19 protein-coding genes, 1 tRNA gene, 1 rRNA gene and 1 other RNA gene are annotated in these 14,989 nt (G+C 40.7%); 1 reads left to right on the top strand and 21 read right to left on the bottom strand.

The features are described from left to right. Positions 1-58: 58 nt before the first annotated feature. The 8 genes from D8845_RS10535 to D8845_RS09880 form a co-directional block, all read right to left on the bottom strand. On the bottom strand, positions 59-247 hold the full coding sequence (locus tag D8845_RS10535) for a hypothetical protein (RefSeq protein WP_004269957.1): 189 nt from the start codon (positions 245-247) through the stop codon (positions 59-61). A gap of 396 nt (positions 248-643) precedes the next feature. Next, entirely contained in the window at positions 644-823 is a 180-nt protein-coding gene (locus D8845_RS09845; protein WP_125453302.1) for a hypothetical protein, read from the bottom strand. Between the two features lie 39 nt (positions 824-862). After that, a complete protein-coding gene (locus tag D8845_RS09850) occupies positions 863-1,033 on the bottom strand; it encodes a H354_08695 family bacteriocin-like peptide (protein WP_007522555.1) in 171 nt (56 codons plus the stop codon). 231 nt (positions 1,034-1,264) lie between these two features. Continuing rightward, positions 1,265-1,441: a class IIb bacteriocin, lactobin A/cerein 7B family gene (locus D8845_RS09860; RefSeq protein WP_125453304.1), complete on the bottom strand. Its 177-nt coding sequence runs from the start codon at positions 1,439-1,441 to the stop codon at positions 1,265-1,267. 444 nt (positions 1,442-1,885) lie between these two features. Further along, positions 1,886-2,122: an acyl carrier protein gene (locus tag D8845_RS09865; protein ID WP_000136444.1), complete on the bottom strand. Its 237-nt coding sequence runs from the start codon at positions 2,120-2,122 to the stop codon at positions 1,886-1,888. Between the two features lie 5 nt (positions 2,123-2,127). Continuing rightward, a complete protein-coding gene (gene plsX, locus D8845_RS09870) occupies positions 2,128-3,120 on the bottom strand; it encodes a phosphate acyltransferase PlsX (protein ID WP_125453305.1) in 993 nt (330 codons plus the stop codon). After that, positions 3,117-3,887 (bottom strand): DNA repair protein RecO, encoded by a 771-nt coding sequence (gene recO / locus D8845_RS09875; protein WP_000616135.1) that lies wholly within the window; start codon positions 3,885-3,887, stop codon positions 3,117-3,119. Before recO ends, plsX begins: the two co-directional genes overlap by 4 nt. After that, complete coding sequence (locus tag D8845_RS09880) at positions 3,884-5,053, bottom strand: pyridoxal phosphate-dependent aminotransferase (protein WP_125453306.1); 1,170 nt, start codon at positions 5,051-5,053, stop codon at positions 3,884-3,886. The genes recO and D8845_RS09880 overlap by 4 nt, the downstream gene beginning before the upstream one ends. Positions 5,054-5,201: 148 nt before the next feature. Between D8845_RS09880 and D8845_RS09885 the strand changes: the two genes are divergently transcribed. Next, a complete protein-coding gene (locus D8845_RS09885; protein ID WP_125453307.1) occupies positions 5,202-6,212 on the top strand; it encodes a YeiH family protein in 1,011 nt (336 codons plus the stop codon). Between the two features lie 31 nt (positions 6,213-6,243). Here the strand turns inward: D8845_RS09885 and D8845_RS09890 are convergent, their stop codons facing one another. From D8845_RS09890 to rrf, 13 genes are all read right to left on the bottom strand, one after another. Then, complete coding sequence (locus D8845_RS09890) at positions 6,244-6,681, bottom strand: CoA-binding protein (protein ID WP_125453308.1); 438 nt, start codon at positions 6,679-6,681, stop codon at positions 6,244-6,246. 117 nt (positions 6,682-6,798) lie between these two features. Then, positions 6,799-7,767, bottom strand: a complete 969-nt coding sequence (locus tag D8845_RS09895) for a ribose-phosphate diphosphokinase (RefSeq protein ID WP_125453309.1) — start codon at positions 7,765-7,767, stop codon at positions 6,799-6,801. Positions 7,768-7,912: 145 nt separating this feature from the next. After that, positions 7,913-8,728 carry a PrsW family intramembrane metalloprotease gene (locus D8845_RS09900; RefSeq protein WP_125453310.1) on the bottom strand — a complete coding sequence of 272 codons (816 nt, stop codon included), beginning with the start codon at positions 8,726-8,728 and terminating at the stop codon, positions 7,913-7,915. A 24-nt stretch (positions 8,729-8,752) separates the two neighbouring features. Next, positions 8,753-9,250, bottom strand: a complete 498-nt coding sequence (locus tag D8845_RS09905) for a beta-class carbonic anhydrase (protein ID WP_004237611.1) — start codon at positions 9,248-9,250, stop codon at positions 8,753-8,755. A 72-nt stretch (positions 9,251-9,322) separates the two neighbouring features. Beyond that, a complete protein-coding gene (gene radA / locus D8845_RS09910; protein ID WP_077804517.1) occupies positions 9,323-10,684 on the bottom strand; it encodes a DNA repair protein RadA in 1,362 nt (453 codons plus the stop codon). 13 nt (positions 10,685-10,697) lie between these two features. Next, positions 10,698-11,255, bottom strand: a complete 558-nt coding sequence (locus tag D8845_RS09915; RefSeq protein WP_125453311.1) for a histidine phosphatase family protein — start codon at positions 11,253-11,255, stop codon at positions 10,698-10,700. Further along, the gene (locus tag D8845_RS09920; RefSeq protein WP_125453313.1) at positions 11,215-11,658 is read right to left on the bottom strand and encodes a dUTP diphosphatase; all 444 of its coding nucleotides are present in this window, start codon (positions 11,656-11,658) and stop codon (positions 11,215-11,217) included. Before D8845_RS09920 ends, D8845_RS09915 begins: the two co-directional genes overlap by 41 nt. A gap of 56 nt (positions 11,659-11,714) precedes the next feature. Next, an RNA gene (ffs, locus tag D8845_RS09925) (signal recognition particle sRNA small type) lies at positions 11,715-11,810 on the bottom strand. Between the two features lie 34 nt (positions 11,811-11,844). Beyond that, positions 11,845-12,312: a tRNA adenosine(34) deaminase TadA gene (gene tadA, locus D8845_RS09930; protein WP_001110112.1), complete on the bottom strand. Its 468-nt coding sequence runs from the start codon at positions 12,310-12,312 to the stop codon at positions 11,845-11,847. A gap of 199 nt (positions 12,313-12,511) precedes the next feature. Then, positions 12,512-13,798, bottom strand: a complete 1,287-nt coding sequence (locus D8845_RS09935) for an adenylosuccinate synthase (protein ID WP_125453314.1) — start codon at positions 13,796-13,798, stop codon at positions 12,512-12,514. A gap of 230 nt (positions 13,799-14,028) precedes the next feature. Then, positions 14,029-14,265 carry a sigma(X)-activator ComW gene (gene comW / locus D8845_RS09940; protein ID WP_125453312.1) on the bottom strand — a complete coding sequence of 79 codons (237 nt, stop codon included), beginning with the start codon at positions 14,263-14,265 and terminating at the stop codon, positions 14,029-14,031. A gap of 397 nt (positions 14,266-14,662) precedes the next feature. Further along, positions 14,663-14,736, bottom strand: a tRNA-Asn gene (locus D8845_RS09945). A 5-nt stretch (positions 14,737-14,741) separates the two neighbouring features. After that, positions 14,742-14,857: ribosomal RNA gene (gene rrf / locus D8845_RS09950) — 5S ribosomal RNA — on the bottom strand. Positions 14,858-14,989: the final 132 nt, after the last annotated feature.

The following is a 14,989-nucleotide window of genomic DNA, read 5'->3' on the forward strand; positions in this document are numbered from 1 at the left end:
AACTGCACTTTTAAGATAAAAAAATAGGTAGAACAAACATTCTACCTAAAATATATATTTATTTCTTTTTCTTCCTAATTCTTTTGTCAATCATATATACAACGATAATCGAAAACAGCGGTGGTACAATATAACTCTTTTCACTCATTGTCAGCTGAAATCCCAGGGTTGCTAGTATCTTAAAGATGAAAATATTCATCAAAAATAGAAAAACAAATACTAAAAAATATCCTACAACCTTCTTCATTTCTTTTCTTCAACTTTCCTAATTTCTATAACTATTTTATCAAAAATATATGTAAAACTCCAAATAAATACCTCAATTGCACTTTTTAACAAAAATAGGTAGAACAAACGTCCTACCTACTAAAAATATGGTATGAAAGGAAATTGATTTTTTTCTGACACCCTAGTCAAGCTTGGGACAAATAAATCATTGATAGTAACCTTTACTACATCCTATTTAAAGTTAATTCAATTTCTAATGTCCCCGCTATTTCTAAGCCACCTCTGGTATGATCTATTCATATTCAGAATAGATAACACCGTTCTAAATTACGATTTTTTTAAACTCCGATGTGATGCATTCTTAGATTCTACCCTAACCATTTTCAGCGCAGACTAACAAGTCATTCTTAGCTGCTCACTCTACTTGCTTTTTATTGACCTTATAGCCTAGATAAAAGAGCCCAAATAAAACGGGGTAAATTTCTGGATAAAATAGGGTATTGATTGGACTTTTCAACATCAAATACGTTGCGATGTAGATAATGAGTGATACGGTAAAATAACCCTCAGCAAAACCTAATAAAAATGTTTTCATAGAAGACTCCTTTTTACTAAAAAACGATCTACCTTCTTTTTATCCACCTCGTGCTGCCGACTGATAACCATTATACGCACCCCAAGCTAACAGTCCGATAGCCAAAATACCACCACCAACCACAAGTAATACTCCTCCACCATCAACTTCTTGCAATTCAATATCACTTAACGTAGTATAATTTTGTTCAATAGTTTGTAAATTTGACATATATATCCTCCATTTTAATTATAAAAATTAGTTTTCTTTTAATATACCGATAATAATCATCAATACACTCATAACAAATGCAGACAACAGGCCTTTAGTAGTACTGTTGAAAAAAGGTCTATCAAAAACGTAATAATTATATGCAGACAATCCTAAACCAATGCCAGTCACTACAATTGTAATAACGAGTAGTATAATCCAAAATGCTTTCTTGCTCATATTTATCAAAAACTATGGATGAGTAATATAGTAGAATGTTTTACCAGCAGCTTCACCAACTTGGTAAATTCCCCAGCCAATCGCGATACCCACGGAAACTACCTCCCAAGAAACTCCCCCATCTACATTCATCAACTCTTCTTCTGTAAGAGTTACAAAGTTTTGTTCCATTTTGTCAAAATTTGTCATCTTTTTTCTCCTTTATTTCTATTTTTTAGTTTACGACTTCTTGCTCTTAAACCATTTTAAAAACCAGAATAGATTAATTACTGAATTCCTTTTCCTTCCTTTTCTTCTCACTTATCTATTTGAGAAGTGATTTAAAATGAACAGGTAAATTTCATTTATTTTAAATACCATTTGATAAACCATGGCAATAAGATTGGTAAATACATCGCGTAATCTCCTTCCTTTTCTTCTCACTTATTTATTCGAAAAATAATTCGAAAATGTACAATTAATTAAATTTTATTTGAAAAATAGTTTAATGAACCACGGATAAAAACCAGTCACATACATAAACACTCCTCCTTTTTCTTCCTTATCTATCTATTCGTAATTCCCACTAAAAGTTCTAAATTTTCTATTTTTCCTGACAATAAAAAAGCAACACGACTCGCATGTTGCTTCTTGCTATTCTTTACTTTTGACGACTTCTACCACATCTCCTACACTTTGCAGTTGGTCAATTTCCTCATCACTGATTTCGATATTAAATTCATCTTCCAGTGTCAAGATAAACTCCATCAAGTCAACTGAGTCAGCATCCAAGTCGTCTTTCAGACTCAAGGATTCTGTCACGACAAAATCCTCTCCCTGTCGCTCTTGGATAATAGTCACAATACGGTCAAAAATTTCTTTTTCTGTCATCTCTTTTATTCTCCTGAAAATTCACGCGCAGTCTGGGCAACTACGTCTGTTTCTAGCATGGTACGAATCTGGCGGATTGTACTATAAACAGCCTTGGCATCGCTTGAGCCATGAGTCTTGACAACCGGTGCCTTGACACCAAACAAGACTGCTCCACCAACATCTGAGTAGTTGAGCTGTTTTTTCAAACCTCTGAGGCTATCCTTGAGAAGGAGGGCGCCTAGTTTCGCTCGGAGACCACCACCTGTAATAGCGGTCTTGAGCAAGTCCATGATTCCCATGGCTGTTCCTTCAATGGATTTGAGCACAGCGTTTCCCGTGAAACCATCTGCCACAACAACATCCGCAACGCCATTCATCAAATCACGCGCTTCCACGTTTCCGATAAAGTTCAAACTTTCATCAGCCGCTAATAATTCGTAGGTTTCCTTGCGAAGTGGGTCGCCCTTACTACTCTCTGTTCCATTGTTGAGCAAACCAACACGTGGTTGCGCAATGCCACGGACATTTTTTGCATAGAAGGAACCGAGGACAGCGTATTGATGGAGGTGCTGGGCTGTATTTTCCGCATTGGCACCGAGGTCCAGCATGTCAAAACCTTTCCCATCAATAGTCGGCAAGGTCGACATAAGCCCAGGACGATCAATATTCTTGATACGACCCACGATAAAGAATCCAGCAGCCAACAAAGCACCTGTATTCCCAGCTGAGAGAACAGCGTCTGCCTCACCCTCTTTGACAGCCTTGGCCGCCAAGACCATACTGGCATTTTTCTTCTTCCGAATAGCTCTCGTAGGTTCATCGTCCGAATCAATCTTCTCATCCGTATGGATAATGCTGACGCGCTCTGTCGCTGTCAGATATTGCTTGATTTTGCTTTCATCTCCATAGAGTTGAACCTCAATATCTGAAAAGTCAGCAAGGGCTTGATTGACACCCTCAACGATGGCCTGAGGTGCGTAATCTCCCCCCATGGCATCTACTGCGATTTTTTTCATTTCTTTTCCTCTTTTAGTAATTGTCCCCAGTCTGCTAGGGAATCAATAAATTTCTTTGATTTTAGGTGAATCCCAACGTACTCTTCGTAGAGTTGATCCATAAATTGGCGTAGCTCTTGCTTGATTTCAGGCTTGAGCGAAATGGTCTCCAAAGTCTCAAAATCAATAGCTTGAAATTGATTGAGCAGATAAGGGATATTGGGATTAAGATGGCAACGTCTCTCATCCTCATGATAATGCTCTGGGCAGAGGCAGGCTCCATATTTGAAAGAAAAGTCAAAAGCCTGACCAACCCGATGGCAAAAAACACACTCATTAAAATTGAGACTAATTCCAAATCGAGTCAAGATTTGAATTTCAAAAATATTGGTCAAAACCTGATAATCCAAGCCCGCTTCCATCAACTCCAAGGTCTTTTGCAAAAAAGCAAACAAGGGAGCATCCTGCTGATTGTCCTGCAAACTAGCATCTGCAAGAGCTGCCACATAGGTCGCATAAGCCATGACAAAGAGGTCACTATTAATCTTGGGAAAGGTCATCACCTCATGATAGTCCTCAATGTAGCTAAGCCCGTCATCATTTATTCGTAAGAGAAATCGTGCCAGCACCAAGGGCTGAATAACAGGAGCCAACTTAGACTGACCAGCGTGTTTGACAAAAAACATGCGTTTGCCAGCCTGCTCAGTAAAAATCTTGACGAGCTTATCATCCTCACGAAAATTGCGATTGTAGAGCACCAAGCCTTGACTCGTGATAGACTGAATCATGATTCTCTCATGTACTCCTCAAGTCGTTTCATGGCTTCTTTGATAGTCTCCATGCTGGCTGCATAAGATAGGCGAACATAACCTTCACCATAACGCCCAAAGGCTGCTCCAGGGATAAAGGCAACAGCCTTCTTCTGAGCAAAATCCTTCAGAAAAGCAAAGGAATCTTGATTGTAGCCAGCTGGAATCTTAGCAAAGATATAGAAGGCACCGTCTGGTTTGATAATCTCAAAACCAAGAGCAGTCATTTTCTCGATAATATAATCCCGACGCTGGATGTATTCCTTCTTCATCGGTTCCGCATCGTTTTTACCAGCCGTCAAGGCCTCCACCGCAGCATGTTGAGCCATAGTATTTGCGGCAGTAACCAAGTACTGGTGACTCTTAATCAACTGAGCTGTAAAGGCTGCAGGAGCAAAAATCAGACCCAAACGCCAACCTGTCATGGCATGCGATTTAGATAGACCATTGATAATAATAGCCTGATCTCTCAACATGGTTCCCAGAGACACATGGGCTTCCCCTGTGTAGGTCAATTCTGAGTAAACCTCATCACAGACAACAAAAATCTCATACTTGCGTAAAACAGCTGCCAAGGCCTCCAATTGTTCCCGACTGTAGGTAATTCCTGTCGGATTGGCTGGATAGTTGAGAATAACCGCCTTGAGCTTGTCACCCTGCTCCAAAATGGCCTTCTCCAACATTTCAGGAGTCAAGACAAAACCATTTTCAGTTGTGTCAATCTCGACAATCTCTGCCCCAACTAGATTGACAATCGGTTCATAACCTGGATAGGCAGGAGCTGGCAAAAGTACCTTGTCTCCCTCTTCCAAAATAGCCGTCAAAGTAGCAGATAAAGCCTCTGTCGCCCCAATTGTAACCAAGATTTCATTTTCAGGAGCATAGTCCAGTTGGTACTTTTCCTTAACAAAGTCACTGGCCGCCTGACGTAGAGTCAGCAGACCACTCATCCCTGTATAGTAGGATTGGTTCTGATCAATCGCTCGCTTGGCCGCCTCCTTGATATGATCTGGCGTTGTAAAATCAGGCTCCCCCAAGGTCAAACGCAAGACCCCAGGAATCTCCGAAATAGCCTGGTCAAACTGACGAATCAACGAAACTTGAATCTTATCTAACTGTTTATTAAAGCGCTTAGTTAAGTCCATAGATACCTCCTACTTTCAAAACGTATCTCTATTATACTACAAAAGCCCCCCGACCGCAAAAATACATGATAGAATAGCTTTCCACTTTCTATTTTACTTTTCCTGTTTTTATGTCTATAATGGTAATAGATTTTATTTGGAGGTTTTTATGTCATTTCTATCAAAAAATGGAGCAGGTATCTTGGCCTGCTTTCTCATTTCTATCGTATCTTGGTACTTAGGAGGATTCTTCCCTGTTATTGGCGCGCCCGTTTTTGCCATTTTCATAGGCATGCTCCTACATCCCTTTCTCTCGTCCTATAAACAACTGGATGCTGGGTTGACCTTTAGTTCTAAAAAATTGCTCCAATATGCCGTTGTCTTGCTTGGTTTTGGTCTCAATATCTCGCAGGTCTTCGCAGTTGGCCAATCTTCGCTCCCTGTCATCCTGTCCACTATCTCAATAGCTCTGATTATTGCCTACTTCTTCCAGCGCTTCTTTGCACTGGATACAAAACTGGCTACCTTGGTTGGAGTAGGTTCTTCCATCTGTGGGGGTTCTGCCATTGCGGCGACAGCGCCTGTTATTTATGCTAAGGAAAAGGAAGTAGCCCAAGCCATTTCCGTTATCTTTTTCTTCAATGTCTTGGCTGCGCTCATCTTTCCAACCCTCGGCACCTGGCTTCATCTATCCAATGAAGGCTTCGCCCTCTTTGCAGGGACTGCGGTCAACGACACTTCCTCTGTAACGGCTGCCGCCAGCGCTTGGGACAGTCTTTACCAAAGCAATACCCTCGAGTCTGCAACCATTGTTAAACTCACACGTACTTTGGCCATTATCCCTATCACGCTCTTTCTATCCTACTGGCAAAGTCGCCAACAAGAAAACAAGCAAAGCCTACAACTGAAAAAAGTCTTCCCACTTTTTATCCTTTACTTTATCCTTGCCTCTCTCCTCACTACACTACTCACCTCTCTAGGTGTGTCCAGTAGTTTCTTTACCCCTCTCAAACAACTCTCTAAATTCCTTATTGTCATGGCCATGAGTGCTATCGGTCTCAAAACCAATCTGGTAGCCATGATTAAATCCAGCGGAAAATCCATTGTCCTCGGAGCCATCTGTTGGATTGCCATCATCCTCACTAGTCTTGGTATGCAGACCCTTATCGGCATTTTCTAACACAAAAGGTAGCCCATCAGCTACCTTTTTCTTATGTTTCCTCAATTAAGCGTGTATGTTCTCTCTTGATGCAGCGATTCATCACGATGTCATCACATCCACCAGCACGTAAAATCTCTTCTGCTTCTAGACTTTCAAGCCCGAGTTGCGCCCAAAAAATCTTAGCATCAGCCTTGAGAAAATCACGCGCCACATCTGGCAAAAACTCACTGCGACGGTAAACATTGACAATATCTACAGGAAAAGGAATCTCTGCTAGGCTAGCATAAACCTTTTCACCCAAGATTTCGCCACCTGCCGCCTTAGGATTAACTGGGATGATTTTATAACCCCGAGCCTGCATTTCCTTGGTCACTCGATTGCTGGTTGTTTCCTCACGGTCTGACAAGCCCACCACAGCAAGGGTTTTACTCGTTGCGAGATACTGACGAATCACGCCATCACTTGGATTGATAAATTCTTGACTCATAGAAATCCTCCTTTTTCATCAGTATAGCACATTTTGAAAAGGCTTGCATATTTTGGCTATAAAAAAGCTCCTAGCAGTTCACTTCTGCTAGGAGTATGTTTTATTCTAAGTGAAAACTTAAATCTTTTTCTCAATACTGAAAAGTGGAGAAAGCGGGCGTTTTTCATGGATACGTATGATAGCATCACCTAGGAGATGAGCAATTGAAATCTGCTCAATCTTATCAATTAAACGCTCTTCTGGCAGATAGATGGTATCCAAAACAACCAATTTCTTAATAGCTGATTTTTGGATATTGTCCATAGCTGGACCAGATAGAACTGGGTGCGTACAGCTTGCATAGACTTCAACAGCACCAGCTTCCGCAAGGGCATCTGCCGCATGACAAATCGTTCCAGCTGTATCAATCATATCATCAATCAAGATACAAGTCTTGCCTTCAACCTTACCGATGATGTTCATGACTTCACTAGTATTCATCTTATCAACGCTACGACGTTTATCAATAATAGCGATAGATGTTTTCAAAAATTCTGCCAACTTACGGGCACGAGTCACCCCTCCATGGTCTGGGCTGACAACTACATAGTCCGAACCAACCATACCACGACGATCAAAATAATCTGCAATCAGAGGAGCTCCCATCAAGTGATCCACAGGAATATCAAAGAATCCTTGAATCTGCGCAGCATGCAAGTCGATGGTCAATAAACGATCCACTCCAGCTACTTCAAGCATATTTGCAACAAGTTTTGAAGTGATTGGCTCACGCGCTCTTGCCTTTCTATCCTGACGTGCATAACCATAGTAAGGCATGACAACATTGACAGATTCTGCACTCGCACGCTTCAAAGCATCTACCATTATCAAAATTTCAAGCAGATTGTCATTTACAGGCGAACTAGTTGATTGTAGGATAAAGACGTGTTTCCCACGGATTGATTCTTCAATGTTGACCTGAATCTCTCCATCTGAAAATTGGCGAACACTTGATTTCCCCAACTCTATCCCAATCTCCTGCGCTACACGTTTTGCCAATTCTTGATTAGAAGAAAGGGCAAACAGCTTTAAATCAGAAAAAGACATGATTTCCTCCGGTATATATGTATCGCTTGTGCTTTTCACAAGATTTTTCCATCTACCATTGTAGCGCTTTTTGCACTATTTTTCAATCAAAAATAAAAGAAGGGCACCATATTTGTACCCTTGCATCATTCTTTAGAAAAATATTCTAGTTCATCAACTCATTGTGCTTCTCAACAAAGCGATAAGCCTGATAAAAACCATAAAGAGTAATAGCAGTAACCACTGGAATCGCTAATGGCAACTCTGTCTCCAATTCAACAAAAGGAGAATTAAACAAGAAGTGAGTTCCCAAGGCTAAACCTAGGAAAATAAGCCCCTGTTTCTTGCCAACCTTCTGTCCTTTATAGGCTCTGTAAAGCAAGTAAACACCCACTACAGCCAGACCTGAAAAAGTCCAGTGAGAGGCAATTCCTGAGATGATACGCTCTAAAATCCTCGAAATAGTAAAGTCAAAGCCCTCTGGCAAATCCGTACGAATGTAACCAATATCCTCAATCATTTGGAATCCCAAACCAGAAGCAATTCCTAGTAAAAACAAAGATTTTAATTTTCGAACAGGAATCAAAGCCAAAACAAAGGCAAGTGGCAATAATTTCAAGGGTTCTTCTACCAAAGGAGCCACAATCGCACTTTCAAAGGCATTTAAAAATGCACTATCTGGGAAAAGAACACCCAGCAAATCATGGATATAGGTATTCGCAAAGCTAGACAACCAGCCTGCAAGGAACATCCCACCCAATAAAGACAGAATCAAGGCCTTCTTTGGTAATTCCCATTTTTTCCCAATACGGAAAAGGAAATAAAGAGCTGGAATCATGTAAAAGAGAGCTAGAAAGATAGAAACTCCCATTAGGCCATATTCCGAAGCTGACATCGAACCATCCGTATAGTAGATGGTTTCATACTGCAAACCAATACATAGCAATAAAATAAAAATAAATAAAATACTGTTTTTCTTCATACACTTTCTTTCTAAATAAAGTATTTACAATTCTACGACTGTCATACTTCCTGTATCCACATCGTAAATAGCACCAGAGATAATGACATCATCTGGTATTAGGGGAGACTCGATAAGGAGTTGCATATCCTCGCGTACACTCTCCTCTATATCTTGGAAGGGCAAGAAGTCCTGGTCTGACACATCGACACCTAGTTCCTCTTTCAGATACTCCTGAAAAGGTCCATTTTCAAAGGTCTGAGCACCACAGTCTGTATGGTGCAACACCACGATCTCTCTTGTCCCCATCTGTTGCTGGGAAATAACTAGCGAACGAATCATGTCCTCAGTCACTCGACCACCTGCATTCCGCAAGATATGAGCATCCCCAAGTGCCAAGCCCAGAGCTTGAGCAACGTGCAAACGTGAATCCATACAGGTCACAATAGCTACTCTGGTTTTGGGTTTAAGTGGTAAATTTAACTGCCCATGTAGGGCAACATAAGCCTGATTGGCTTGCATAAACTGTTCAAAATACGACACGATTCCCTCCTCGAAAATTTGATAGTCAAATATTTCTCCTATCTTATCATTTTTAAGAGAATTTGTCACAGATTAAGCAAAAACCTTTTTCAAAACTTCCTGAATCGTTGTCACCCCAATAACCTGAATTTCCTTAGGTGGAGTGATTCCTGTCAAGGAATTTTTGGGTACATAAATCTTAGTAAAGCCCAGTTTAGCAGCTTCATTAATACGCTGCTCGATACGATTCACGCGCCGAATCTCTCCTGTCAAACCAAGTTCTCCTACAAAACATTCCTGAGGATTGGTTGGCTTATCTTTGTAACTAGAAGCAATGGCAACAGCAACGGCTAAGTCAATCGCAGGTTCATCCAATTTGACACCACCAGCAGATTTGAGATAGGCATCCTGATTTTGCAAGAGAAGCCCTGCACGCTTTTCTAAAACAGCCATAATCAGACTCGCACGATTAAAATCAAGTCCTGTCGTCGTACGCTTGGCATTTCCAAACATGGTCGGCGTTACCAAAGCCTGAACCTCCGCTAAAATTGGACGCGTCCCTTCCATGGTTACAACGATGGAGGAACCAGTCGCCCCATCCAAACGCTCTTCTAGGAAAACTTGACTCGGATTGAGAACCTCAACCAAGCCACCTGACTGCATCTCAAAAATCCCAATCTCATTAGTGGAACCAAAACGATTTTTGACCGCCCTCAAAATACGGAAGGTATGATGACGCTCCCCTTCAAAGTAAAGCACCGTATCCACCATATGCTCTAGCATACGAGGCCCAGCCAAGGTTCCCTCCTTGGTCACATGCCCTACGATAAAGATGGCAATGTTATTGGTTTTGGCCAGCTGCATAAGTTCAGCTGTCACCTCACGCACCTGAGAAACAGATCCCTGCACCCCTGAAATCTCAGGAGACATAATAGTTTGAATGGAGTCAATAATGAGGAAGTCTGGTTGGATGCGCTCCACCTCAGCTCGAACACTCTGCATATTGGTCTCTGCATAGAGATAAAACTCGCTATCAATATCACCCAAACGCTCTGCACGTAGTTTAATCTGCTGGGCAGACTCCTCCCCACTGACGTAGAGAACCGTTCCCACTTGGGACAACTGGGTTGAGACTTGTAGGAGAAGAGTCGATTTCCCGATTCCAGGATCCCCACCGATTAGGACGAGACTTCCTGGTACCACTCCGCCTCCAAGTACACGGTTGAATTCCTCCATCTCCGTCTTTGTTCGATTGACATTGATAGAAGTCACCTCAGCCAGTTTCATGGGCTTGGTTTTCTCACCTGTCAAGGACACACGCGCATTCTTGACCTCGGCAACCTCAACCTCTTCTACAAAAGAAGACCAAGACCCACAGTTGGGACAACGTCCCAGATATTTAGGGGAATTATACCCACAATTTTGACATACAAATGTCGCTTTTTTCTTTGCGATGATAAACCTCTTTCTATATCTCTATCTCACACTCAATTACTTGGCAAAAATCAATCTTCCCATTTGGCACAAACTGGCGCATGAGCATGTTGTGAGTTACCACTATCACAGTCTGATAATCTCGATACTTAGCCATGCATTCTAGAAAACGAGACTTCATCTCCGCAGCTGTTTCATATTGAATAGGACTATTAGGAAGTAATTCCCCCTTATTTTCTAGAAACATAGTACGAGCTTTTTCAAAATTATCTGTGCCACTTTCATAGACCTGCCATTCATGCAATAATGGCTCCACTCTCAAAGGAAATCCAGTAACACAAGCAACATAAGAAGCCGTTTCTAAAGCTCTTGTGACTGCAGAAGATATGATTATTTCAGCTGAAGAGAGTAAAGGATTAGTGCTCAGTTCCTGAGCTTGCTGCCGTCCCTTCTCAGACAAGGGTGCCAAATCTATCCCAAATCCCGTATAAGAACGCTCCTCTAACTCACGATAATCTGGCTCCCCGTGACGTACAAAAATTATCTTCATCCTAGTGCCCAGTCGATCCAAATCCACCAGTTCGAACGCCATCAGCCACATCTCCATCTGCGATTAAGAAAGGCGCAAAGACAGCCTGGACAACACGTTCCCCAACTTCAAGAACAACCTCTTGGTCTGTGATATTCTTCATCTGCGCAAAAATATGCCCTTCATTCCCAGGATTTCCATAATAATCCCCATCAATAACACCAACTGAATTAATTAAAACCAACCCCTTCTTACGAGGGTTTGAAGAACGATCATAGAGGTAGAGAACCTCAGTCGGCTGCATATAAGCCTTAACTCCTGTCGGAACCAAGACAATCTCTCCTGGCGCAATAACCGTACGCACAGCAACCTTTAAGTCGTAACCAGCCGCATGCGCCGTCTCACGCTTGGGCAATAAATTTTCATCTGTAAAACTAGAAACCAATTCAAAACCACGAATTTTCATCATCTTCTCTTTTCTATTATCATTTATTCTAGATTATTCTATCTTATTTATTCGGAAAAAGCACGAAAAAAAGAGCACACAATTCAAATCGCTTAGGGCTGCTGGATTCCTCCCCTGACCCGCTTCACGCAGAACTGTTGCTCCACCATTTATTATATCACATTCCTATTCATTTTAAAAGCAAAATTATTTTTTCCGTCTATTTCTAAAAAAATCCTGCATAATAGCTGCGCATTCATCTTCCAAAATTCCCGTTTCAACCTCCACACGATGATTGAGACGCTCATCTGTCAAGATATCGTACAAACTCCCAGCAGCGCCAAATTTCTGGTTTTTAGCCCCATAGACCACGTTTGGAATACGGGCGAGTCCAATCGCCCCACTACACATGACACAAGGCTCAATGGTCACAAAAAGCGTGCAATCAAGCAAGCGCCAGCTCTCCTCACTCAGATTCGCATTCTCTATGGCCATAATTTCCGCATGCATAACCGCTCGCTGCAGTTCCTCACGCGCATTATGCCCGCGACCAATGATTTCTCCGTCCTTGACAATCACACAACCAATTGGAATTTCATCGTGTTCAAGAGCAATCTCAGCCTCTCTCAAAGCCTCCCTCATAAAGACTTCTTTTTCTTCAACTGTATAATTCATCAATTTCCCTTTTACTACTTATCGATTTTATTATTATATCATGATTTCCAAGACAAAAAAAGCCACCAAATGCGGTGACTTTATAGGGAGATTATTATGAAAAAGAAAAGTTTAGGATATTTGTTACAACAAGTTAGGAGGTCTTCTTGTAACTGTCTATAGTATACCCTACCTATCTTAAACAAATCTTAAAAATTTCTTAGGACCAAACACTTTCTAAAATATTTGTTTGTTCACGACCAGGACCTACTGAGAAAGTAGAAATACGAACGCCAACCAACTCACTCACACGACGAACATAGTTACGCGCATTCTCAGGAAGATCTTCCAAATTACGAACTCCGGTAATATCTTCTGACCAACCTGGCAACTCTTCATAGATAGGCTTGCAACGTTTCAATTGCTCAAGACTAGCTGGATAGTAGTCAATACGTTGACCATCAAGATCATAGGCCACACAGATTTTCACTGTATCTAAACCACTCAAAACATCGATAGAGTTCAATGAAAGATTAGTAATACCAGAAACACGACGACTATGACGCATCACAACTGAATCAAACCATCCCACACGACGTGGACGACCAGTTGTTGTACCATATTCATGACCGACTTCACGGATACGTTCTCCCACTTCATCAAACAACTCAGTTGGGAAAGGACCGTCTCCTACACGACTCGTATAGGCTTTACATACACCTACAACCTTGTCAATCTTACTTGGACCAACACCAGAACCAATGGTCACACCACCAGCCACAGGGTTTGATGACGTAACAAATGGATAGGTACCTTGGTCAATATCGAGCATAACACCTTGTGCACCTTCAAAAAGCACACGTTTACCGTTATCAAGTGCATCATTCAAAATGACAGATGTATCGGTTACATATTTCTTGATTTGTTGACCATATTCGTAATATTCTTCAAAAATATCATCGAAAGCAATCGCTTTACTGTCATACAATTTTTCAAAAAGACGATTCTTTTCAGCAAGGTTACATTCTAAACGCTCACGGAAAATATCTTTATCCAAAAGATCGGCGATACGAATCCCAACACGAGCAGCCTTGTCCATATAAGCTGGACCAATTCCCTTGATTGTAGTACCAATCTTATTGTCGCCCTTAGCTTCTTCTTGCAAACGATCCAACTCAATATGATAAGGCAAAATAACATGCGCTCGATCAGAAATACGCAAGTTATCAGTTGTCACCCCCTCCTCATGAAGATAGCTCAACTCTTTTACAAGAGATTTAGGATTTACAACCATACCATTCCCAATAACAGAGATTTTTTCAGGGAAGAAAATTCCAGATGGAATCAAGTGCAACTTAAATTTCTTACCATCAATCACAATCGTGTGACCTGCATTATCACCACCTTGGTAACGTGCAATCACTTCTGCATTCGCTGAAAGGAAGTCTGTAATCTTCCCTTTACCTTCATCACCCCATTGGGTACCTACAACAACAACTGAAGTCATAACCTTGTCTGAGCCCTCAGGCTCTTCCTTTCTCACATACATGGCAGGACTCTCACCTGCAATTATATCTTACAATTTATTATAAGAAAAAATCGCCTTTTTATCAAGAAGAAACAATAGAAAGATTTGCTATTTCCAACTATTAAAAAATGATTTAGAAAAAATTCCGGCTATTTATCATTATTTCCCCACAAAAAGTTAAATTTGTTCGGAAATTAACTCATGCTATCTCAACAAGCAACAAAACCTTGTTTCATTATCAATTTTTCAAGATACAAACGATAAGCAACACGATAATGGTAAACAATAAAATCCCGATGACTCACAATACGATATCGGAAAAGATAATAAATCAAAAATTTAAAATGAACATGTTCCCAGTCAAAATGATCTCCGAAGAACGTACCATACTCTTCTTCAATATTTCTATAAAAATCCTCCATCTGCTCATAAATTTTTTGTAACATAAGCCTATACCCCTTTACTTTTTATAAGCTTATTCTAACAAAAAATTTTACACATTCACTATTAATTCCTGAATTGTTAAAATACCAACCCCAACAAAATAACAAAAAGGAAAACTTGACAGAATAGGAACAAATTTACTACCTAAATGTCAAACGATTAAAGACCTAAAAAGACCGACTTAAAACTTTTGATTAAATACTCTTAGAACTATAATATTTTTATACAGATATTATGGATCTGATTTCGTAGTATAAAAAATTTCGGTAACTTCCACTTTACTGACCAAAGTGGAAGTTAGTCTAATCTCTACAAGAAAAATGTATCTTACCAAATAACACAAAATAGATTATAAATTACATAACAAAAAAAGAGGTCTTAACCTCTTTTAATTAACTACTCCGCCAGTAGGACTCGAACCTACGACATCATGATTAACAGTCATGCGCTACTACCAACTGAGCTATGGCGGAATAAAGCTAAGCGACTTCCATATCTCACAGGGGGCAACCCCCAACTACTTCCGGCGTTCTAGGGCTTAACTTCTGTGTTCGGCATGGGTACAGGTGTATCTCCTAGGCTATCGTCACTTAACTCTGAGTAATACCTACTCAAAATTGAATATCTATTCAAATCAAGAAAACCATTCGCTTTCATATTCTCAGTTACTTTGGATAAGTCCTCGAGCTATTAGTATTAGTCCGCTACATGTGTCGCCACACTTCC

The organism is Streptococcus mitis (assembly GCF_003942865.1).
Classification (GTDB): Bacteria; Bacillota; Bacilli; order Lactobacillales; family Streptococcaceae; genus Streptococcus; species Streptococcus mitis_BI.

Coding starts and splice junctions, on each gene's coding strand:
- D8845_RS09865 (WP_000136444.1), bottom strand. CDS start 2,122: ATGACAGAAAAAGAAATTTTTGACCGTATTGTGACTATTATCCAAGAG.
- D8845_RS10535 (WP_004269957.1), bottom strand. CDS start 247: ATGAAGAAGGTTGTAGGATATTTTTTAGTATTTGTTTTTCTATTTTTG.
- D8845_RS09920 (WP_125453313.1), bottom strand. CDS start 11,658: ATGAAAATTCGTGGTTTTGAATTGGTTTCTAGTTTTACAGATGAAAAT.
- D8845_RS09890 (WP_125453308.1), bottom strand. CDS start 6,681: ATGAGTCAAGAATTTATCAATCCAAGTGATGGCGTGATTCGTCAGTAT.
- D8845_RS09900 (WP_125453310.1), bottom strand. CDS start 8,728: ATGAAGAAAAACAGTATTTTATTTATTTTTATTTTATTGCTATGTATT.
- D8845_RS09885 (WP_125453307.1), top strand. CDS start 5,202: ATGTCATTTCTATCAAAAAATGGAGCAGGTATCTTGGCCTGCTTTCTC.
- D8845_RS09895 (WP_125453309.1), bottom strand. CDS start 7,767: ATGTCTTTTTCTGATTTAAAGCTGTTTGCCCTTTCTTCTAATCAAGAA.
- D8845_RS09935 (WP_125453314.1), bottom strand. CDS start 13,798: ATGACTTCAGTTGTTGTTGTAGGTACCCAATGGGGTGATGAAGGTAAA.
- D8845_RS09845 (WP_125453302.1), bottom strand. CDS start 823: ATGAAAACATTTTTATTAGGTTTTGCTGAGGGTTATTTTACCGTATCA.
- D8845_RS09860 (WP_125453304.1), bottom strand. CDS start 1,441: ATGACAAATTTTGACAAAATGGAACAAAACTTTGTAACTCTTACAGAA.
- tadA (WP_001110112.1), bottom strand. CDS start 12,312: ATGAATTATACAGTTGAAGAAAAAGAAGTCTTTATGAGGGAGGCTTTG.
- plsX (WP_125453305.1), bottom strand. CDS start 3,120: ATGAAAAAAATCGCAGTAGATGCCATGGGGGGAGATTACGCACCTCAG.
- comW (WP_125453312.1), bottom strand. CDS start 14,265: ATGTTACAAAAAATTTATGAGCAGATGGAGGATTTTTATAGAAATATT.
- D8845_RS09880 (WP_125453306.1), bottom strand. CDS start 5,053: ATGGACTTAACTAAGCGCTTTAATAAACAGTTAGATAAGATTCAAGTT.
- D8845_RS09915 (WP_125453311.1), bottom strand. CDS start 11,255: ATGGCGTTCGAACTGGTGGATTTGGATCGACTGGGCACTAGGATGAAG.
- D8845_RS09850 (WP_007522555.1), bottom strand. CDS start 1,033: ATGTCAAATTTACAAACTATTGAACAAAATTATACTACGTTAAGTGAT.
- recO (WP_000616135.1), bottom strand. CDS start 3,887: ATGATTCAGTCTATCACGAGTCAAGGCTTGGTGCTCTACAATCGCAAT.